Here is a 20,039-nt window from a genome sequence, read left to right as displayed (position 1 = left end):
TGCCCAAATAAATAGAATTTGATAATGAAAATAGAACAAATTTATACCGGATGTTTAGCGCAAGGAGCATATTATATTGAGAGTAATGGAGAAGTTGCAATTGTAGACCCGTTGCGGGAAGTGCAGCCTTATATTGACAAGGCGAATAAAAATAACTCTAAAATAAAATACATTTTCGAAACTCATTTTCATGCTGATTTTGTTTCTGGACATGTAACTTTGGCTAAAAAAACAGGTGCGCCAATAGTTTTTGGACCCACTGCAAATACAAATTTTAAAGCACATATTGCAACCGATGGCGAGGTTTTTAAACTAGGAGAAATTACCATAACATTATTGCATACTCCTGGACATACTATAGAAAGTGCTTGCTATTTGCTGAAAGACGTTACCGGAAAAGATTATGCACTCTTTAGTGGAGACACTTTATTTTTAGGTGATGTGGGTCGTCCTGATTTAGCTCAAAAAGCTGAGAATATGACACAAGAAGATTTAGCTGGGATTCTTTTTGATAGCTTGAGAACAAAAATAATGACACTTGCTGACGACGTAATTGTTTATCCAGCACATGGCGCAGGCAGTGCTTGTGGAAAAAATTTAAGCAAAGAAACGATAGGTTCTATTGGAAATCAAAAGCAAGTGAATTATGCACTTCGTTCGGATATGTCTCGAAAGGAATTTATAAAAGAAGTAACGTATGGATTATTACCTCCGCCAGCTTATTTTCCAATGAATGTAAAACTCAATAAGGAAGGGTACGATAATGTTGAAGACATTATAAATGAAGCAGTAGCTTTTGATGCAAAAACTTTTGAATTAGTCGCCAATGAAACCGAAGCATTAATATTAGATGTACGCCATCAAGACGATTTTGAAAAAGGGCATATTCCTAAATCAATTTTTATTGGTATTGACGGAGGATTTGCTCCATGGGTTGGCGCTTTAATTTTAGATATAAAACAGCCAATACTATTGATCACACCCGTGGGAAAAGAAGAAGAAACTATATTGCGTTTAGCCAGAGTTGGCTATGACAATACATTGGGATATTTGAAAGGTGGTTTTGAAACTTGGAAAAGATTGGGTTTAGAATATGATACTGTAAATTCCTCATCAGCAGAGAAATTAGATGAAATTCTCCAAAATGTTCAGACTCGAGGCAAAGCCGAACAGAGCAAAGCTAATCATAAAGCAAAAGTGTCTATTTTTGATGTTAGAAAACCTCGAGAATTTTTGTCAGAGCATATCGAAAATGCATTGACAACACCATTAGATTTTATAAACGATTATATTGCTGAATTTCCAAAGGAGGAACCGTTTTATATACATTGTGCTGGTGGATATCGTTCTATGATTGCTGCATCGATTTTAAAATCTAGAGGTTATCATAATGTTATCAATGTTTTAGGGGGATTTACAGCCATAAAAACTACAAGGATTAAAACTACTGATTATGTTTGTCCATCAACGCTGAAATAATATAAAATAAATTTTTTAGTTCCTTAAATTTTGTAAATTATTATTTCATTTTTTTTATATTTCAATATTTTTTCACTCGTTAGGCTCGAAAAGTATTAGTTTAATGTGTTTACTTTTCAATTTATATTTTATGGAGTTAGTACTAAATAACATGTTTCGATTATTCAGGACTAGTTAAATTTGTTTTTTCAAAAATCACTTATAAAATGGTGGTTTTTTTATGTTCAAAATATAATGATTGTGTGGATTATGTGGGGATATTTGGCTAATAAAAAACCCTAACTTACTGATTAAAAGTAGTTAGGGTTTTAATTTTGCGGAGAAAGAGGGATTTGTTTTCCGTTTCTAAACCGTTGATATATAGATTTTTAAATTCTATTTGTAAACTAGGGTCTCTATTATGCACCTGCTTCTTGCATTGCAAAACTTCGATTAACTTATAGTGCAAATATAGTTATATTTTAGGAACTAACGATGCATTTATAAAGAAAACATTATCAAAAAATGAACTAGTTAATAGTCTGGTTAGCATATTTCTAAAGTTCAATTTTTAGTAATCTTATGTTACTATTTCTAACCAATTATCAAAGGTTCTACTTGCTCATATTTTAAACTGGTGTAAACACAAAACTCCTCGATAGATACAAACTCGTTTTCAAGCTTATTATGCTCAATTCTTATCTTTTGCAACAATCTAATGCTTTGTCGATAACTCTTTCCAGTAATACGCTGTATGTCCTTTGGGTAGATGCATAATCTCTTAATTTCTGTTTTCATACATTATCTATGCCTTTGACTAGGCTTTGACTTTCTTTAAAACCCTCTAATCCAAATTTATATATGTTGTAAAATTAGAAAAAAAATCCTTTGTGTAATAATCTGTAATTTAAGACTATTTGAGTGGCTCGTATATTGCCATTTGCGGTCATTACTGCCATTTACGTCGTAAAGTGTCATATTGGAACATCACGCCTTTTTTATTTCCTTTAATTGGCTAAAATTTGCTTCGAAATCAATCGGAAGATGTTGCAACAGAAAGATGATTTAGAGCAATTATTAATCTAAATTTTAGAAATTATGGCAAGACAGAAAGGCATAATTAAATTAAAAGGTACTATCGGCGATATTACTTTTTACAAAACCCAAGACGGACATTTAGCTCGTGAAAAAGGTGGAATCGATGCAAGCAGAATTGCGAGTGATCCAGCGTTTCAAAGAACACGAGAAAATGGTTCGGAATTTGGTAGAGCTGGGAAAGCAGGAAAGATTTTAAGAACGGCTTTGAGAGCGTTGCTTTTGAATTCTGCCGACGGTAGAATGGTTAGCCGTTTAACTCAGTCGATGGTTAAGGTTTTACAAGCCGATTTGGTAAGCGAAAGAGGTTTGCGAAACATCATTGATGGCGAAGCTGAATTATTGGCTGGATTTGAATTCAATATTCGTGGTAAATTGGGAACGAGTTTATTTGCTCCTTTTGTGGCAACTATCGACCGAGTAACTGGTGTAATTGAAGTTACATTGGCTTCTTTTATTCCTGCCAATATGATTGCTGCACCAAGTGGAACGACACATTTTAAAATCATTTCTGCTGGTGCTGAGGTAGATTTTGAAGCGGAAACCTTTGTGGTTGAAAATTCAGAAACTACAATTTTACCTTGGGATTCTCTGGCAACAGCCGTTATTACCCAAACCAATACCGTAACTCCAGCAAGTACAAAACCTTTGTTTTTAGCTCTTGGAGTGGAGTTTTACCAATTGGTAAATGGTCAAATGTATGCCCTTAAAAATGGTGCTTACAATCCGTTAGCGTTGGCAAAAGTTAGTGGCGTGTAAGATGGTTTTAGAACTATCAAGAACTTATTTCCCTGACGGAGCTAACGGAAAACTCGAATGCGAAGGCAAAATCATTTGTTTGACAATTGAATTACCTTGGAAAAACAACAAAACGAAAGTTTCCTGCATTCCCGAAGGGAAATATTTTATTAAAAAGCGATACAGCAAAAAATTTCAATGGCATTTGGAAATAATTAATGTAAAAAACAGAAGTTTAATTCTGTTTCACCCAGCTAATAATGCATTGCAAGAATTGAACGGTTGTATTGCTCCAGTAACTAAATTTTCTGGACCAGGTTTGGGTCTGATGTCTAGAAAAGCATTTACTAAATTGAAAAATTTAGTTTATCCAATTTTAGACAAAAACGAAAGTGTTGAATTAATTATCAAATCAGATTCCCAAATGGGAATGACAAAAAAGTTAAATTATGAATATCATAAAAAGAGTTAAATCCCCCACTCCGAAGTTTTTTAAAGTGCTTCGAAATATCGGATTGGTTTTGGCTACCGTAGGCGGAACAATTTTGGATGCGCCAGTTGCTTTACCTGTAATTGTAACAACAATTGGCGGTTATGTAGCCGTTGCAGGTGGCGCTATTTCGGCTGTTAGTCAATTGACAAATACAAAAGAAGATGCCGTTACAACAAAATAACACAACTTTAGTTGGTACCGCTGGCGGTACATTTTTGAGTGTTTTACCGACTTTACATTCGGAAGATGTGTTGAAAACCATTATTCTTGCTTCACTTGGAGCAATCGTCAGTTTTTTAATATCTTTACTGCTCAAATTCTTAATAAAGAAGCACAAAAAATAGTCTAATTCTAGTTGTGTCCCGATAGCTATCGGGATTTGGATTAGATGAAATTGAAGCCCAAACCGCAAGGATTGGGCTTTTTTAATTTCAAATTTCTTGAAATTGATTGAGAATAACCTCAACCACCACTACTTCTGAATTATACCAATACAAATCGTTGTATTTTGCATAATCTAATTCTTTTGTTCTACTATCAAAAGCACCAAAGAAAACTCTTGATGCTCTTGATTTCCAATTGTCAGTTTGAAATAATAAAAATACGCTCATAAGATTGATTTTAAGGATTAATAAATGAATTATCTATTACAGTAGCGATGTAAAATCACTCTTCGCATATCGTTGATTAGGTTTATGTTTTCGTGAAATTGTTTTTCTTTTTGCTCCAAAAGTTTTAGTGAAGCAATGTGTTTAGTGTGCGCTTCGTGCTCTTCCATCATAATTTTAGACTTTATAAAAAATTCTTTTTTAAAATCGTTGAGACGTAAAAACGGAATTACCGAACCCACCAAATGCGGTTGCCAAAATTTAGTTTTCCATAAACTGTATGCTACAAAATATATGTTTTCGCAATCTTTTTCGTTTTGAAAAATGACTACAAAACTGTTCGTAAATGGCTCTTTTTGCGGTTTTCCGCTGTTCATTCCTTTGTTAAGTATAAACAAATGAGGTTTGGCATATATCGTCTCTTTTTGGTGCGTTTTGATGATGAAATTTAGCATACTTTCTGTTTTAAAGTTGAGGTTTTTCAATTCCTTTTTTTTTGCCATTAAATTTTTTAAAAGAAAAAAAAGAAAAAAAAGAAAGTCGTACTGCAAGTGGAGGTTTTAAGAAAAGCAAGTTTTTTCAAAAAAATACTACCCGATTCCTTACGAGAATGTTGTTCAGAAGTGAGATTTTGAAATTAAAAAAATGTTGATGCGAACTGAATTGTAGGGTGGAGATTTTTTTGAAAACCCTTAGGGCTTGAACTTTCTTTTCTTGAAACTGGAACTTATCTTTACTTTCTTTTTATTTATTTTTTGTTTTCCTCGCTAACGAAAAGTTTCCAATGAAATGGGATCTAAAAAATGTTGTTTTGAAAAATAAATGTTCTGGTTCAAAGAACACCCCCAAGCACCGGAGCAAAAAAAATGGAGTTTTTACGGAATTTTTTTTTGTGAGGAGCGAAGTGGCGGTGTTGCGGCAATCGAACAGCCACCGCAGGATGGGAACGGAACGTAGCCCTTGCGAAGTGGAGAGTAATACTGCGAGCGTGAAACGGTGGGGAAAAAATATAAGTCAGCGATAGCGTTCCTTGATTTAGGGCAAAGTGCTAACGGAGCCAACCCCAATGGCTGGGCGAAAGAGCAACCGCTGAAAACACGGAGGGCGGCAGACATAATACTGCTGGAATGCAGTGAAGAGAAAGAGAGAGCTTGCAGCGGAATGCAATGGAGCGGAAAGCGAACGATTGAACGAAGCGAAATGAAGCGGTATTGTGGATGCAGAAGCCCGACCGAACGCAGGAAGTGACCGTGTGAAGATGAGGAACGAAAACGGCGCAGGAAAATAACGGCTTTTTTTCAAAGCGGTTATTTTCCTGTGCTGTTGAAGTGCCTGTGGAATGGAAGGAGGTACGACTGACTGGAACAGCCGAACGGAACAAAGGAAACGACCGAAGAGAGACCGCTTGATTGCCCGTGTCTTATTGTACGATAATTTTTAATTTGGCTTCGTCGTGTTCTTTGAAAGCATTACTTAATTCTAATTGCAATTCTAATTCTTCCATAGTATCTGCTTTTAATGTTGCACTAAAATCTTGTGCTCGTTGTAACATTTTTATATAGGCTAATGGATCTTGTTGTCTTGTTAATCTTCGTAAAGCTCCTAAATAATCATCACGATATACTGTTGGAATTATTATTCTTGTTTGTTCTGCTTTTACCAATTCGGCGTTCATCATTACTCTTGCGATTCTTCCGTTTCCGTCTAAAAATGGGTGGACTTCGCTTACTATAAACATAATATAAGCCGCTTTTGCAAATGGGTCTGTTAGTGCTTTGTAAAAATCAAAACTTTTTATTAATGTGCCTTTTACTAATTCAAAATCAACAAAAAACGTTTCTCCAGCACGATTGTTTTTGTCTTTAAATATGCCTGGCATTTTTGATATCCTTGCTTCCAAAAGTAATCGATGTCTGTATTGAAGAATGTTAATGAATTCTTCTGGAGAAGTTGGCGTAATATTCATTTCGATTTTATTACTTACCAATTTATATGTCCCCAATATGTCGTGAGAATCTTCATCACGGTTGAACATTGGTGTATCGGTTGCGATAATGTTTTTTGCTTCGATAACTTCAAATCGAGTTCCCTCGATATAATTTGAAAAATAGGCTTCAAAAAAAGCAAAATTTTGAAAAGAAGTATTTGTTGTATTTCTATCTATTACATTTTTGAATTCTCTTTGTTTTAATTCTAGAAATAGTATTTCAAACAAATCTATTCTTGATTGGTCATAAGGATTTCCAAATGCTCGTGCAATGGCTCGTGGAGACGATAATATTTTGGATGGTTGTGTAGATAATAAAGCACTAATTAGTTTATTTAATTTCTCAAACTCACTTTGCATTCCTAATTTATCTGCGATTACTTTTGCGTTATCCCTAATTTGATTTAGTCCTTCTTCACCTTTTACTTGTACTATTTTTTCTAATTTATTTTCGAGTTCAGCAATTGAAATGGTTTTGGATTCTGGTCCCGTTTTTCTTGATGGCTGTAAATTTTCTAAAAAGGCTCTTTCTTGTTGAGAAACAAATAATTCTCCCGAAAATGAATTGTCGCCTTCAATTGCTCCAATTCCTTCTATAAAACGAATGGTTATTCCAGGCAATTCTATTTTTTTGGTGTAGGTATAAGTAACAAATATTTGCCCTGTGGCGGTTGGTTTAAATTCTATTGCGGAACGATGGCTTAATAATGCACCAGGATATAAATTGCCTAGAATAGAAAAAAGATTTCTTTTGATAATAACCTCATCCGTATCAATAAAGTTGGAAGTGAATATACGAGGTGCAATTTTTTTAATTTTACCTGTACTTTCAAGCAAAGCAATTTGTTTTCTTACTTTTTTATCGCTCGAAGAATAAATAATTTCTTGAAGGTGTGTTGGTACAAAATTTTCCATTAGTGGTGCTTTATTAAGCAAAGCTATACTTTATTTTCCACTAAAAGGCAATTTTTGGGCGTTTTTTTCCATTAAAAATGAATATTGAGGTAGGAATGAGTGTTTTTTTCCATTAAAAAGTTTCTGAAAATTTAATTTAAATCAAAAAATATATGATGTAATTTAAATAGAATTCCATCTCTTAAATGTATGCTTTCAAAAGTGTTTTTATTTTGATTTACAGAATTTCGAATTATTTCTATTGAACTTAAACTTCGATTTTCATCATTTGATGAATTTTCATTTATTTTAGTTATTATTTTGTTAATTAAAATTTCTTGATGACCCGACAAAATGAAACCAATCATACCACCGAAATTTTGTTCAACAGCATATTTTTGATTGAAATATCTATAAACCCCACCATCATAATGAATTATGCCTGATTTATTTCTTTTAACGATCACATATTCATTAATACTACTATTTTGATTATCAATGTTTTTACATTCAAAAGAAAAATATCTTGGAATTAAATTTTCTTTATTTTTCCAATTACTATGCTGAAATTTAAAATCATAAAACCCATTTAATTTACCTTCTGAACTTGGCTCTCTATTTATAATAAAACCATTAAGATTGAATCTTTCATTTTTATTAAAATAATTTCGAATATATTTTTTGATCACATCTTCAATTTGAGACCTTGGTCTATCTCTTTCAATTGTAATTATTTTTTTTAATTCTATAAAATCATCATCCTTATAAAATTTTAACAAATGATGAAAAATTTGACTCTTCCAAAATTCATCATTCAATTTCTCTGCTTTTATACTACTATCAGGTATTGATTGATATTTAGGCAAACGAATATACTCTCTCATCCATTAGCCTTTTTAATAATATCTTGAGCGTCTTCAAATGCTTTTGAAACTGTCCAATTTATATTGTTGTTGTTTTTAATGATATAAGCACAATCTTGACCAATAATTTTTTCTCTTAATAGTAAGAATTTTTCGTTTGGATTTTCTTTCAATACTTTATCAATTATGAATTGTGATATTTTTTTTTCTGATGGTTCCTTTTTATTTGAATTATTAAAATAAATACCAAACACAATTAAATTAAAATTCCCCAAATAGCATTCAATTTTTGGTTGATTTTCAAAGTATATTTCTAATGATGTAGCTAATGATTTTTTATACCATTCTAATTCAACTTTAGTAACATCTTTCTTTTTTATGAAAAAATCTTTAATTCTTTGTTTTTCAATAAAAGTTAAACCATATAAATCAAAAATTAATTCGTTTAATTTATTATCGGTTTCACTATCATAAATATATTTTTCTTCGGTTAAATCTTTACTTATTAATGTAATTTCATTTACCAAATCTTCGTCTAAAATTGTTGGTATTGGAATATTCAATATATCATCCGTACTAATTTTCGGAAATGAACCAAGCGTTCTTTTTCTAACAAAAGAGTTTAAAAAATAATTGATAGTTTTAGAATTTAAAATTGCATTAATTAAATAATAACTAGCTTCATCTGTAAGTTTTATAGTGTTTATATCAAAATTTGAATAAATAGCTTTTTTTGTGTAAACAGAAATTACTGTTGCGCCAACCCTTTTGAATAGGATCCTATTTCCATTATAAATATCAATATTTCTAGGTCTGTGAAAATTATTAATATCTCCAATATATGTATCTATATTCTTTAAAACAAAAGGATGAAAGTTTTTAGATTTGACAAATTCTGTTTCAAACTCTGGTTCTTTTGTTTTTCTAGTATAAATTTCTCTAAATTTATTATAATATTCATATCTAGTTTTCTTTGGAAAAGTATCCCATTGAGATTTGCTAATATTAAATTCTTTGCAAACTGGTATTTCTTCCACAATTTCCATTCCTACATAGGAATAAGGTTTTCCTTTTTCATTCTTAATTAGTAATTCTTCTAATTTTATACTGTTATTTAATAATGAAGAATTTAAACTTCTATCAAAATCGTTACCAATTAAATAATCTCTCAATTTAATGGTTTCATTTAAAACACTATCTTGATTAATATAAAATCCCTTGTCTTCTTGAATAACTAATAAATCAAAATAATTGGAAAACAAACCATTTTCAACTGGAAAATACTCAAAAGAATTATTGGCAATGGGATTATTACTAAATATTAAAGCATTTACACTTTCTTTAGCTATTCTAAACAAAATTTCTTTAACACGTGTTAGTTCATACAAACGCTCTAACTTGTAATTTGTATAAAAAAACTTTTGAAAATTAATTGACATTTCATTGTACAAATTGGAATTATTTACAACGAAGCCAAATCGAGTATCATAATTAGCCCAATCTTTAATTTTTAAAAGAAATGCTTGAGATATTTGATTGTGTCCAATAATGTTTTTTGCTTGTAAGGTTACACCATTGATGGTATTTTGGTATTCATTTACAAAATTAATTTCATCGTCATTTTTCTTGATTTTAAAAAAAGGAGGATTTCCAACTATAAAATCGAATTTATCATCTTTAAAAGGTCTGTCTTCAGATATATCAAGAGAATTTGCTAGTCTTATATTCTCAAAAAAATTGTATGGAAATAATTTTAAATTATCTTCTGTTTTTAATTTGTCTTCAATGTACTTTTTAATTCTTTCGGGTTCAATATTTCTAAACATTTCAAGGTAAAGCGAAAAAACACATAATCGTCTTGCTGTTTCCTGCTTTTCAATACCAAATATATAATCTTGTAAAATTTTATTTCTATTCTCAATGATTTCAGAAATGCTTTTACTTTTTATATCATTATGATTTAATAAATTTTTCTCTTCTAAAAGTTTTTGAAATGCTACAACTAAAAACATTCCAGAACCACAAGCTGGATCTAATACTTTACCTAATTTATTATTGATTATTACATCATCAATTATGAGTTGTGCTAATTTTTTTGGAGTATAATAAATACCATTATCTTCATTTATTTCTTCTAAAAAAACTTCATAGATATAGCTTATGAACTCTATTGGTATAATGTTGAATTGAAAATCAAATAAAGATAATTGCCCTGTATTACTGTTATAACCTGCTACTGAATTAAAAATTAATTGACAAACATTATTAGTTAAATGGTTTTCATTTATTACAGGAATTTTAAAAAGGAAATTATTAAAAATCTCATTAATTAATTTATAAAGCTTATTAACATCTAGAACGTTATTATTTTTTAGGAACTTGCTATATGTTAATGAACCATCTCCAAAATAATGGGTATAGAAAAAGGAATTTATTATATGATTATCTTCAAGAAATTTTATGTATAAAGTCCTATCTATTAATGCCTGAACAATTTCTTCTTTATTGTTTTCACTATTAAATTCATTGTGAAGTGATTTTCGTAATCCTTGTAATGTTTCGATTAATTTTTCATCAACTCGCTTGCTTTTTTTTATTTTATCTAAAAAGTCAGAATAAGTCAACCAAAATTTTCCACTTTCAAATTCCCATTTGTTAACTCTTTCAAGTTCTTCTTTATCCTTTTCGGATCCTTTAAAGCTTATTATTTTATAATTTTCAACTTTACTTTTTGGATCTGACTTTGCATAATAAATATTTGCATTTTCTTTTTTATCAAATGTAAAAAACAAATCAGATTTATCTTCGTTCCATAAATATTTTCTAACTTCATAGAGTTCATCATTTGAAATTTCAATGCTAATGGCATAAAAAGAAGTTTTTGTATTTTCTGGACTTTTGTAAAAAAAGGTATTGCCTTTTAATTTATTGGTTAAATCGTCATTGTCATAAATATAAATTTGTTTTAATTCAAAATCTGAATTAAAATCGAAATTTCTATTTTCAAAAAAAACTTTTACAAAGTTCATATACGATTTAAATTATTAAAAATAAGATTATTAGGCAGTTTTATTGAAAAATAATTTTTATACAAAAGTAATTTTTATTATAGAAATATAATAAATTTTGATTGATTATTTGTAACAACATAGTTATAAGGGCGTTATGTTTAAATTCTCTTGTCTTCAACATCTTTATCAAAAGCAATCAAATTTAACATTTCACGAAGTCGAGAACGCACCCGATTACCGTAAGCACTTTCTATTTCGGTGGCGGAAAGGTTGCTAGTTATGTGCGTTATGACTTGTTTTGAAATGAAAATATCATATCTGGAAAGTATTATTTCTGCCATTACATTACATTCGTTTCCGTAATATTTTAGATTCGTTTCTACGCCTAAATCATCAAAGCAATAGTTTCTATATTCGCTATGTGAATTGCTTCCGTTACTGTATTTCTGAATGGTTTGATAGCCTTCTTTGATAAATTCAAAACTGATGTCTCTGCAAGTTTTAATAATAAAATTGTTGTTTTGCTTTGCAGCATTTTTCATTAAAGTCATCAAAGTTGTTTTGCCGCACCCGACTGGACCAGATAATAAAATTCCTTTGGATAGATCTAAATTAAAATTTACAGCCATTACCTCATCTTTTAGAAAATAGCAAATCAGTTTTTGAATATTGATTATATCCGCTTCTCTAAAATGGAACTTTTCACCAAACTGTAGTTTTCCCTTTTGTTCTAACCAAGATAACATTTCGGGATAATTGTATTTTGAATTCATAGCTTTTCATTTTACAATGGCTCTGCATAATTTTTATCAATGCTTTCTCTTCAGCATCTTTATCTTGTAGCATTGCATTAAATGTACCGAGTAAATCTCTTTTCATTAAATATGGAATTGCTTCTTTATTTACAGGAATAAAAGGCAATTCTTTTCCTTGATATGTCCAACAGGCAGAATTAAACTGTTTTGTATGTCCAGGAAAAACAGCATGACTAGATACTAAACCTACTACACAATTTATATCATTGTAATAGCTTGCAACCAGTAATGCTAAATCTGCACCTCGGGAACCACCAATAATAGCTATTTTATTTTTAGCTATTTTTTCGTTTTTTGAAGCTTCCAGTATTGCACTATGAATATCTTCAATTTCGATTTTATCTAAAATTTCTGGTGTGTTTTTGTTACCAAAATAACCAAGTGCCAAAAACGCATAACCTTTATCTAGAAATTGGTCTCTGGTTTTTTTCCAATAATCGCTTGTCCAAGCATTTCCTCCTTCTGAACCACCAAGTCCAACGACTAACGGTTGTTTATCAACCTTTCCGAGGTATAAAACAGCTTCAACATTTTTTGCAGGAATTAATAATTCTTGTGCATAACTAAAAATTGTACTTATTGTGAAAAGCGATACAAATAATAATTTTGAAATCTTCATTTTTTTTATGTTTAAAATTTTTTGCAAAGTTCAAAAGAATATATTTAAAAACATTTGACCTATATCAAAAAATCATTTTAACATTGCCTAAAAAGTATATTTATTTTGTCTTAAAATTTGTGTCCAAGTAATCATATACCAGATTAAAATGTTCTAATGGTGCAATATGTCCACCATTTAATTTAATGTGGGAATAGTAATGTTTAAAATTATTTTGTTGTAATCGCTTAACAATTTGGTCAGACATTTCGGTGGCTGGCCATTGATCGTCTTTTATACCTGATATAAGTAAAATCGAACCATTAATGTTTTCAACTTCGATTTCTGCTTTTTTAACGGCTTCTTTATCTTCCAGCATCATGCTAAATGCTGTATAATGGTCACCTTTGAGTGCTGGTGAAATTGTTTTTAAAGTAGCAGGAACATAAGGAACTTCTTTATTTTTATAGCTCCAAGCCGAAGTGTTTGACGACCAAGTAAGTGCTGGGAAACTTACATTTGACGCTGACATAGCAATTACACCCGTGAAATCATTATATCTACTTGCTAAATTCAATGCCAACTCGCCACCACGCGAACCGCCCATTAATATTATTCTAGACTTATCAATTTTTGGGTTTTTTGCTATAGATAAAATAGAGTCGCGAATTGCGTCTAGTGATATTCTATCCAAACTTGATGGGGCTCCATTTGAATTGAAATATCCAATTGCTAATAAGGCATAACCCTTATTGTTAAGACTATCTCGTTTTACTTTTACGTAATCTCTGCTCCAGTCATTTCCGCCGCCGCCGCCGCCAAATGCAACTATCAAAGGTTGTTTTTCACCTTTACCCAAAAACAATGTTGTATCTAAGATTCCATGTTCTTTTGGAATAGGTGGAACATAAGTGAAAACATATACAAGACCGAAGCACAAAGTACTCGTAATTAAAATTAACGCTATTTTAGTTTTTTTTGACATTTTACAGTTTGTTTTAAAATTTGAGCAAATGTAAGTTTTTGGTTTTTATAAACTTTTGACCTATATCAAAAAATCATTTTTCAGCTCTTATTCGGCTCAATGTTTCCTGCGTAATACCCAAATAGGAAGCAACCATTCCAAGCGGAATTCTGTGATGAATATCGTGATACGTTTCTATAAAATGGTTATATTTTTCTTTGGCTGTCGTAAAACGCATAGATTTTATTCTTTCCATAAAGTGACCAAAAATTGTACCCATTGACAATCTTGCATAACGTTCCATTTCTGGAAAATTTTCAAATAAATACATTAAATCATTTACCTCTAAACAAAACGTATCTGAATTTTCAAGTGCATCTATGTTGTATATGTCTAATTTTCTTGTTCTAAAACTTCTGGGCGAATTGCTCCATTCTCCCTCTGCCGGAAAATATTCACTAATTTCTTTTCCATCTTTAATAAAATAGGTTCTAAATAATCCTTTTTGAATAAAATAGGATTTTGTACATATTTCATTTGCATTATGAATTATGTCTCCTTTTTTAAAAGTTACAAAACTCACTTTTTCTTTTAATGCAATTTTAAGTTCATCGTTTAGTGAGATGTACTTTTCAAAATGTCTGAATAATTTTTCTTTATGTTCGATGATTAAGTTTATTGTATAGTTACTAAATTTTATTTAATTTTAAAATTTTAAAGTAAGAAAAATTTAGGCTTAAGACCTTAAACACTTTTTTGGGGGGTAACTCCAAGTGTTTTTAATATATCTGTTGCACTTATAACTTGAACTTACAAACTTTAAAAGTATCAATATTTATGGTTCAATAATTATCTGGTATTTTGTATAAATAATATGATCAATCGGTCCATCTCTGTAATAAAAATCAGATTTTATTTCAACGAAAACAGTTCCAACAAAATCTAGTATCGGTTGGTATTCATACAGATGTTGATATTGATTATAAGTAATACTTGTTTGTTTTCGAATTATTTCATTTTGTAAAAAAAATGATGGGTTTGAAATTATTTTAGCAACATCAGTATTTGAATAGATATGTGAAAGATTTATTTTTAATTTTTCATTTTTTGAAATAGTTATTGTTTGGTTTTCATTTTGTATTGTTGGCGGACCATATTCAGCCGCACAAGAAACAAGAACAAAAAATTGTAGAATCATAAATATTTTTTTTAAAGTTTTCATATGATTTTTAATTTTTATCAAATCGATAATGTACTTAAACACGAAAAATTAATATAAATTCAATAAACACTACTTTTTTTCTGCTTTTTGAGTTTTATTTCTTTCTTATCGCCATCTTTTTCAATTTTTACAATTTCTTCAGAAAAAGTGTCATCTAGTTGTCTCCAATTGTTTCGTTGCATTATATCAGATGAGCCTTGATAAACGTTACCACGATAAGCGTCGCTTCTGCCAACAACCACGTGTTCGTGATGATCTTCATACATTGCAAATTGTGAATAAATAAAATATTCGCCAGGCATTAGATTTGCAAATTCAAAATGACCTTTGTCATCATAAATTTCGCTTATTAAGATACATTCTAAAGCTTCTTTTGGCATATTGAATTTTCTGCCTTCCTTTTTTAATTGTTTGTTTAATTTGAAATATTCTTTATACCAATCAGTATATGGAATTAAATAAACAGCAGTACCTTTTGTAGCAAATTGTTTTGGATTGTAATTTATAATTTTAATACTACTATCATCATACCTAGCCCTGCCAAAAACTTGTCCTACTATTGAAGATGTGCCATTGGTTATTAGTTTAAGTGTTACTTCCTTGTTAAAAATTTGTTTTATAGGATTGTAATCGGACTCTTTATCGCTTAGCAACAATAATTGTCCATCTTTAGCAACAATCTTTATTTGCCATAATCTTCGGGTTTGTTTGTCTATAAAATATTCAAGTTTGTTTCCCGAAGATTCTTCAGAAATCGATGTTTTCCAAACATCATGATTTCCTGTATTTATTGATTTGTAAACATCACTTCTTACGTCATTTACAATTACATTATAAATTTTAGAATTATCGGCAGCTTCAAAATCATAAACAGGAATTATTGCTTTATAACCCAATTTTAGTGGTAGTGCCACCAAAATATGAGGATAGAAGTTAATATCAAAGTACTTTTCTTTGATCAACTTTTTTATTGGTTCTTTTTGACCGTTTTTTTTGTTAATAAATTCTCCACTTATTGTGCTAACGAAACTAAGGGAAAAGTTTCTTTCGTCTCTATCCGAAGAATAACTTATTGGACTTAAATTGTTTGCGTTAACCACACAAACGTCTTTCCACTGTTTTTCTGAATCTTTAAAATAAAGCGTTGAATTAACAGTGGTTTTTAGATTGTTTGTACTTACCTCAATTTCATAGATACCAATATCAATTAATTGATTATTTGAATTCAAAAAAAATCCCATTGTAGTAAGCGAAGGTTTCAAAAAGTTTTTGTCGATAGCTTTATCGCCAGGCAAAATTATTTGCTGACCGTAAGAAAAGATTGAAAATAATTGTAACGTTGAGAAGAGAATTAGTTTTTTCATGATATTTTAATTATTTATTTTTTATCTTAATTGTATTTTGCTAGCATCACTATATTTTTTTAATCCACCAAACAAAAATAGAAACCAAATAAATAGTGCAAATAACGAATATATAGTTTCGGATATAGAATTTGGACCATCAATACTATCCAAAATTAATTCACCAAAACCAACATCAACTAAATATAGTTTACTTTCAAGTATTGCAATTATTGCAATTATTGCCATATGGTCAAATTCTTGTCTATAAGTACCATTTTCATTATAAACTCTTCCTGATATTAAAAATGTATTGAATCCTATTTCTTTTAATAATTCGTTAAATAATAAATTTATTTTATAGCAAAATCCTCCTCTTTTATTAATAATAATTTTTTGAAAAATATTATCTAAATCAAGTTTAATTTTTTTTCCGTAAGGTATGTCTAAATTTTCAAAAGGAATATTTAATAAATTTTGTTTTTGAAGACTAAACATAACCTCTTTAGTAAGTTCCACTTCCGAATAATATTTTATTCTGTTTAGGTATTTTTGAATATTCATTTATAATATTATCTGTGCAAACTTATTTAGGTTATGTTTTACTTCAGTAGGAATTTCATTATCTTCTAACCAACAATGGACTTCTCCAACGTATTTAATACCAAGATAATTTGCAGTTTCAATAAATGGCATATGAAATCCGTTTTTTAGTTCTTTGTCTGAACCACAACTTAAAACCGCCATTTCTTTTCCTCTTAATTTTCTTCCTGTTTCTTTTTCTGTTTTAAGGCAGTCAGATATTCTATCAAAAAATATTTTCATTGTTCCACTCATTGTGTACCAATATACAGGTGTTGCAAAAATTATAATATCAAAGTTGTTCACAATTTCTTTTATTAGTGGAAGAAAATCGTCATTACTATTTTTAAATTCATAGTCAAAAGGCTCAATGAATTTTGATTTTAAATCAATAATTTGAAAACTGGTTCTATCAGAAAGATATTTTGATACTGAAAAAGTATCTCCATTACTATTTGAACTTGCTAGCAGTATTATACCTTTTTTCATTTATTTGGTCTGTTCCATTTACAGGGTTCGTTGTTTTTTTTCTTTTGTAAGTATCCATTTTTTTAGTCCACCAAATAGAAACAAAAGTCCAATAATCAAAGCGAATAATGAGTACATAGTTTCAGTCGTTGAATTTGTTCCTTGTATGCCGTCCGCTATTAATTCGCCAAGTCCACGCAATAAATATATTCCTGCGATTAAAAAGATTGCAGGTTTTAGAAATGGCAATTTTCTAAATTTATTGTCTGCTGAAAGTCCATAAAGACCGAATATAAAAAAGACGATAGAAACAAAAATTGTTAGCAAATATGGAAATGACGAATTGATTTGAGCAAGTTCAGACATTTCTATACCTATACCTGTTACTTCAAACATTTTGTCAGCCCAAAATAGTCCAACAATGTGTCCGATTGCAATTAAAATGTTTATGTATCCACCAAGTTTTAGCATAATTGTATTAATTTGTTCCAAAGTAAATAAGTCCACTAATAAGCAAAAGCAATATCCACTGTCCGAGTTTCAAATAATTTTTTGAAAACTGTTTTGAAATTGCAATTGTCAATGCCCAAGCGATGGAATAACCTAAAAAGTAAATTGTCAATATTTGAAGTAATGTTTTTTCGTTGTCGAAGTAGTCAGTAAAATTTATTAAAGTAAGTCCAATTGTCGCAAAAAGAAGGTCGAATGAAATCCAATGCCAACCACATCTTGCCATTGTCCATTTTTCTTGTTTTTCAGTCCCTAAGTTTAGGCCTGTTACTGGTTGAATAATTTTCAGTTCTCTGTCGCCTATAAAAGTATGGATGAAGAATGCTAAAAGTGTCAAAATGTTGGCTATTAAAATCAGTATGTTCATATTTTCGTTATTTTCCGATTAAGATGTTGTATTCGCTTGGTATTATTACTCCGTTAAAATGGTTTGTCAGACCGTAGAATATTATTATTGTCATAATAAGTCCCAAAGTTAAAATTATAATTGATTGTCTGTTTGGTGTCAAGCCAAAAATATTTTTCTTCATTTTTTTGCTATGAATTGAAGCAATGTGTCCGAAAAACGAAAGTATTGCAAGTCCATAATATGGTATAAAAAATAAATTGAAAGGAAATGAGTTTAGTCCTGCAACTCCAAAATAAAAATTAGTGTCAAGGTGAAGAAAAAGTCGCCCACCTAAAATAGCACTTAAATGAATGATGAAGAATATCGCCAAGTAAAGACCTGTCCAAATATGAAGTTTCTCAAACAGATTGGTCGCTATTTTTCTGTTAGTTTTGAAAAGTTTAAGTCCTGAAATTATTTGTACAAGTACCGCAATTAATAGAACTGTTTCAACGAAAATATTACGATAAAATAATCGCAAAGTATTCATTACTTCAATATGTCTGTCAGCACCATAAATGCTTAAAGTATGATTAAACAAGTGTAATCCAATAAAAATTGTTATGGTTATTCCTGTTATGTAATGCAGTTTATTTGTTGCCATTTTTGTTTGTCTGTTAAATATTTATAGGGTGTCTGTTACAATAACCGCTGTTAGAGGTTCGTTGTTTTCCTGTTTCTCGTTGCGCCTGTTATTAGTGCTATTTTATTTTCTAATCTTTTCATCTTAAACTAAAAAAAGTTTGAAAATTCTATAATTACATTTCCTGTTTTTTGTCCAGTTCCAACATATTTATGAGCTTCAATAATTTGAGTAATGTTATATTTTCTATCAATTACAGGCTTAAAATGGTTATTTTCAACTAATAATTTTAAAAATTGTAAATCCTCTTTACTTAGAGTTGGAATAGGAAACAATACTTTTTTACCACCCAATAAAGGAGTAAATAATGCAAAAAAGACATTTGAACCATATTTTCCTAATTCAGTCGATTTATATTTGCCCTTTTTTTTAAGTAATGGTATGCAAACAGAGAAAGAACTCTTTCCAACCGCGTCGAATATAAAATCATATTCTTGATTCGTTTTTTATAAAATCTCTAAAAATAGAAATCACATTATCACCATCTTCCAAATGAGGCCAATGCCCAATGGTTTCGCCTAGTAAATAAACTTTAGGTTTTGGAATTAATTCTTTGTAGCGATTTGCCATATGGATTCCTGAATTTGGATCAAAAACACCACAGATATAGCAAATTGGAATCGTGGTTGTTTGCATTGCGGTTATCCAACGTGATTGGTAATTTATTTTATCAAAAACCAATCGACCAATTAAATAAGTAATTGATTTGCCTTCGTTGAGGTTTAAAATTTCCCATTGCTGGTTTACAAATGATTCTGATGGTTGTGTGTTTGTACCATAGGTTGCCTTTACTGATTTGAAAATAGCGTTTTTGCTGATTTTTTTACTCAAAAACTTTCCAATAAAATTTGGTGTTTGCGATAACAATTTTTGAATTAGTCTTGGTTTATAAACATCTAAAAATATTCCGCCGTTCATAAAAGCAATTGAATTTATCTTGAAGTTATTTTCGTGTTTTTTGTTTCTTGCTAATAATTCTTGCGCTACACTTGCGCCTAAATCGTGGGCTAGAATGAGAATATTATTGATTTTAAGTTTTAGCAATAGTACATTTATGATGTCACAATATTCTTCAAAACTATATTTATGATTTTGTGGTTTATCAGAAAATCCCATTCCTAACAAATCTAATATGACTACTGAATTGGTTTTGACAAGTTCATTAAAAACTGCTACCCATTCAAAACTACTAAATGGATAGCCGTGGAGTATTAAAATAACTTCGCCTTGCCCTTCGTGAATATAAAATGTTTTGAGGTTGTTGTATTCAAAATAGTTGCCTCTGTTTTTCCAATCTGATATTTCTGTATTCATAGTTTATAGATTTAATTATTTTTAAAGATTTTTGAAATTAAATTG

General features: G+C 30.0%; 22 protein-coding genes. 4 read left to right on the top strand and 18 right to left on the bottom strand.

The window, feature by feature from the left end:
- Positions 1-24: 24 nt before the first annotated feature.
- From RMO53_RS03270 to RMO53_RS03255, 4 genes are all read left to right on the top strand, one after another.
- The gene (locus tag RMO53_RS03270; protein ID WP_310378007.1) at positions 25-1,479 is read left to right on the top strand and encodes an MBL fold metallo-hydrolase; all 1,455 of its coding nucleotides are present in this window, start codon (positions 25-27) and stop codon (positions 1,477-1,479) included.
- A 1,077-nt stretch (positions 1,480-2,556) separates the two neighbouring features.
- Positions 2,557-3,312 (top strand): hypothetical protein, encoded by a 756-nt coding sequence (locus tag RMO53_RS03265; RefSeq protein WP_310378005.1) that lies wholly within the window; start codon positions 2,557-2,559, stop codon positions 3,310-3,312.
- Position 3,313: 1 nt separating this feature from the next.
- Positions 3,314-3,763, top strand: coding sequence for a DUF5675 family protein (locus RMO53_RS03260; protein WP_310378003.1), 450 nt, complete (start codon positions 3,314-3,316; stop codon positions 3,761-3,763).
- Positions 3,741-3,965, top strand: a complete 225-nt coding sequence (locus RMO53_RS03255; protein WP_310378002.1) for a hypothetical protein — start codon at positions 3,741-3,743, stop codon at positions 3,963-3,965. The genes RMO53_RS03260 and RMO53_RS03255 overlap by 23 nt, the downstream gene beginning before the upstream one ends.
- A gap of 250 nt (positions 3,966-4,215) precedes the next feature.
- On the opposite strand, the gene RMO53_RS03250 is transcribed toward RMO53_RS03255, so the two are convergent.
- From RMO53_RS03250 to RMO53_RS03165, 18 genes are all read right to left on the bottom strand, one after another.
- Positions 4,216-4,395 (bottom strand): hypothetical protein, encoded by a 180-nt coding sequence (locus RMO53_RS03250; RefSeq protein WP_310378000.1) that lies wholly within the window; start codon positions 4,393-4,395, stop codon positions 4,216-4,218.
- Positions 4,396-4,424: 29 nt separating this feature from the next.
- On the bottom strand, positions 4,425-4,895 hold the full coding sequence (locus RMO53_RS03245; RefSeq protein WP_310377999.1) for a DUF6943 family protein: 471 nt from the start codon (positions 4,893-4,895) through the stop codon (positions 4,425-4,427).
- Positions 4,896-5,812: 917 nt separating this feature from the next.
- Entirely contained in the window at positions 5,813-7,294 is a 1,482-nt protein-coding gene (locus RMO53_RS03240) for a Fic family protein (protein ID WP_310377998.1), read from the bottom strand.
- Positions 7,295-7,425: 131 nt separating this feature from the next.
- Positions 7,426-8,157 (bottom strand): hypothetical protein, encoded by a 732-nt coding sequence (locus RMO53_RS03235; protein ID WP_310377997.1) that lies wholly within the window; start codon positions 8,155-8,157, stop codon positions 7,426-7,428.
- Positions 8,154-11,165: an N-6 DNA methylase gene (locus RMO53_RS03230; RefSeq protein ID WP_310377996.1), complete on the bottom strand. Its 3,012-nt coding sequence runs from the start codon at positions 11,163-11,165 to the stop codon at positions 8,154-8,156. Before RMO53_RS03230 ends, RMO53_RS03235 begins: the two co-directional genes overlap by 4 nt.
- 140 nt (positions 11,166-11,305) lie before the next feature.
- Positions 11,306-11,920: an AAA family ATPase gene (locus RMO53_RS03225; RefSeq protein WP_310377994.1), complete on the bottom strand. Its 615-nt coding sequence runs from the start codon at positions 11,918-11,920 to the stop codon at positions 11,306-11,308.
- The gene (locus RMO53_RS03220; protein WP_310377992.1) at positions 11,850-12,581 is read right to left on the bottom strand and encodes an acyl-CoA thioester hydrolase/BAAT C-terminal domain-containing protein; all 732 of its coding nucleotides are present in this window, start codon (positions 12,579-12,581) and stop codon (positions 11,850-11,852) included. The genes RMO53_RS03225 and RMO53_RS03220 overlap by 71 nt, the downstream gene beginning before the upstream one ends.
- Before the next feature lie 100 nt (positions 12,582-12,681).
- Positions 12,682-13,545: an acyl-CoA thioester hydrolase/BAAT C-terminal domain-containing protein gene (locus RMO53_RS03215; protein WP_310377990.1), complete on the bottom strand. Its 864-nt coding sequence runs from the start codon at positions 13,543-13,545 to the stop codon at positions 12,682-12,684.
- Between the two features lie 73 nt (positions 13,546-13,618).
- Positions 13,619-14,107, bottom strand: coding sequence for a Crp/Fnr family transcriptional regulator (locus tag RMO53_RS03210; protein WP_310377988.1), 489 nt, complete (start codon positions 14,105-14,107; stop codon positions 13,619-13,621).
- A gap of 252 nt (positions 14,108-14,359) precedes the next feature.
- Positions 14,360-14,746: a hypothetical protein gene (locus tag RMO53_RS03205; RefSeq protein ID WP_310377986.1), complete on the bottom strand. Its 387-nt coding sequence runs from the start codon at positions 14,744-14,746 to the stop codon at positions 14,360-14,362.
- A gap of 59 nt (positions 14,747-14,805) precedes the next feature.
- Positions 14,806-16,110 carry a hypothetical protein gene (locus tag RMO53_RS03200; RefSeq protein ID WP_310377984.1) on the bottom strand — a complete coding sequence of 435 codons (1,305 nt, stop codon included), beginning with the start codon at positions 16,108-16,110 and terminating at the stop codon, positions 14,806-14,808.
- A gap of 21 nt (positions 16,111-16,131) precedes the next feature.
- Complete coding sequence (locus RMO53_RS03195; RefSeq protein ID WP_310377983.1) at positions 16,132-16,653, bottom strand: arylamine N-acetyltransferase; 522 nt, start codon at positions 16,651-16,653, stop codon at positions 16,132-16,134.
- Positions 16,654-17,160 (bottom strand): NAD(P)H-dependent oxidoreductase, encoded by a 507-nt coding sequence (locus tag RMO53_RS03190; protein ID WP_310377982.1) that lies wholly within the window; start codon positions 17,158-17,160, stop codon positions 16,654-16,656.
- 18 nt (positions 17,161-17,178) lie between these two features.
- Complete coding sequence (locus RMO53_RS03185; protein ID WP_310377980.1) at positions 17,179-17,610, bottom strand: hypothetical protein; 432 nt, start codon at positions 17,608-17,610, stop codon at positions 17,179-17,181.
- 7 nt (positions 17,611-17,617) lie between these two features.
- Positions 17,618-18,016, bottom strand: coding sequence for a hypothetical protein (locus tag RMO53_RS03180; RefSeq protein ID WP_310377978.1), 399 nt, complete (start codon positions 18,014-18,016; stop codon positions 17,618-17,620).
- A 7-nt stretch (positions 18,017-18,023) separates the two neighbouring features.
- A complete protein-coding gene (locus tag RMO53_RS03175; RefSeq protein WP_310377976.1) occupies positions 18,024-18,641 on the bottom strand; it encodes a hypothetical protein in 618 nt (205 codons plus the stop codon).
- Positions 18,642-18,769: 128 nt separating this feature from the next.
- Positions 18,770-19,063, bottom strand: a complete 294-nt coding sequence (locus RMO53_RS03170; protein ID WP_310378038.1) for a zinc-binding dehydrogenase — start codon at positions 19,061-19,063, stop codon at positions 18,770-18,772.
- Between the two features lie 43 nt (positions 19,064-19,106).
- Complete coding sequence (locus RMO53_RS03165) at positions 19,107-19,994, bottom strand: alpha/beta hydrolase (RefSeq protein WP_310377974.1); 888 nt, start codon at positions 19,992-19,994, stop codon at positions 19,107-19,109.
- Positions 19,995-20,039 lie beyond the last annotated feature (45 nt).

The organism is Flavobacterium sp., assembly GCF_031409475.1.
In the GTDB taxonomy this organism is placed as follows: Bacteria; Bacteroidota; Bacteroidia; order Flavobacteriales; family Flavobacteriaceae; genus Flavobacterium.
The sequence above is the reverse complement of the archived record's forward strand: the minus strand, read 5'-3'. Positions and strand labels throughout refer to the sequence as shown.

Coding starts and splice junctions, on each gene's coding strand:
- RMO53_RS03270 (WP_310378007.1), top strand. CDS start 25: ATGAAAATAGAACAAATTTATACCGGATGTTTAGCGCAAGGAGCATAT.
- RMO53_RS03265 (WP_310378005.1), top strand. CDS start 2,557: ATGGCAAGACAGAAAGGCATAATTAAATTAAAAGGTACTATCGGCGAT.
- RMO53_RS03260 (WP_310378003.1), top strand. CDS start 3,314: ATGGTTTTAGAACTATCAAGAACTTATTTCCCTGACGGAGCTAACGGA.
- RMO53_RS03255 (WP_310378002.1), top strand. CDS start 3,741: ATGAATATCATAAAAAGAGTTAAATCCCCCACTCCGAAGTTTTTTAAA.
- RMO53_RS03250 (WP_310378000.1), bottom strand. CDS start 4,395: ATGAGCGTATTTTTATTATTTCAAACTGACAATTGGAAATCAAGAGCA.
- RMO53_RS03245 (WP_310377999.1), bottom strand. CDS start 4,895: ATGGCAAAAAAAAAGGAATTGAAAAACCTCAACTTTAAAACAGAAAGT.
- RMO53_RS03240 (WP_310377998.1), bottom strand. CDS start 7,294: ATGGAAAATTTTGTACCAACACACCTTCAAGAAATTATTTATTCTTCG.
- RMO53_RS03235 (WP_310377997.1), bottom strand. CDS start 8,157: ATGAGAGAGTATATTCGTTTGCCTAAATATCAATCAATACCTGATAGT.
- RMO53_RS03230 (WP_310377996.1), bottom strand. CDS start 11,165: ATGAACTTTGTAAAAGTTTTTTTTGAAAATAGAAATTTCGATTTTAAT.
- RMO53_RS03225 (WP_310377994.1), bottom strand. CDS start 11,920: ATGAATTCAAAATACAATTATCCCGAAATGTTATCTTGGTTAGAACAA.
- RMO53_RS03220 (WP_310377992.1), bottom strand. CDS start 12,581: ATGAAGATTTCAAAATTATTATTTGTATCGCTTTTCACAATAAGTACA.
- RMO53_RS03215 (WP_310377990.1), bottom strand. CDS start 13,545: ATGTCAAAAAAAACTAAAATAGCGTTAATTTTAATTACGAGTACTTTG.
- RMO53_RS03205 (WP_310377986.1), bottom strand. CDS start 14,746: ATGAAAACTTTAAAAAAAATATTTATGATTCTACAATTTTTTGTTCTT.
- RMO53_RS03200 (WP_310377984.1), bottom strand. CDS start 16,110: ATGAAAAAACTAATTCTCTTCTCAACGTTACAATTATTTTCAATCTTT.
- RMO53_RS03195 (WP_310377983.1), bottom strand. CDS start 16,653: ATGAATATTCAAAAATACCTAAACAGAATAAAATATTATTCGGAAGTG.
- RMO53_RS03190 (WP_310377982.1), bottom strand. CDS start 17,160: ATGAAAAAAGGTATAATACTGCTAGCAAGTTCAAATAGTAATGGAGAT.
- RMO53_RS03185 (WP_310377980.1), bottom strand. CDS start 17,610: ATGCTAAAACTTGGTGGATACATAAACATTTTAATTGCAATCGGACAC.
- RMO53_RS03180 (WP_310377978.1), bottom strand. CDS start 18,016: ATGAACATACTGATTTTAATAGCCAACATTTTGACACTTTTAGCATTC.
- RMO53_RS03175 (WP_310377976.1), bottom strand. CDS start 18,641: ATGGCAACAAATAAACTGCATTACATAACAGGAATAACCATAACAATT.
- RMO53_RS03165 (WP_310377974.1), bottom strand. CDS start 19,994: ATGAATACAGAAATATCAGATTGGAAAAACAGAGGCAACTATTTTGAA.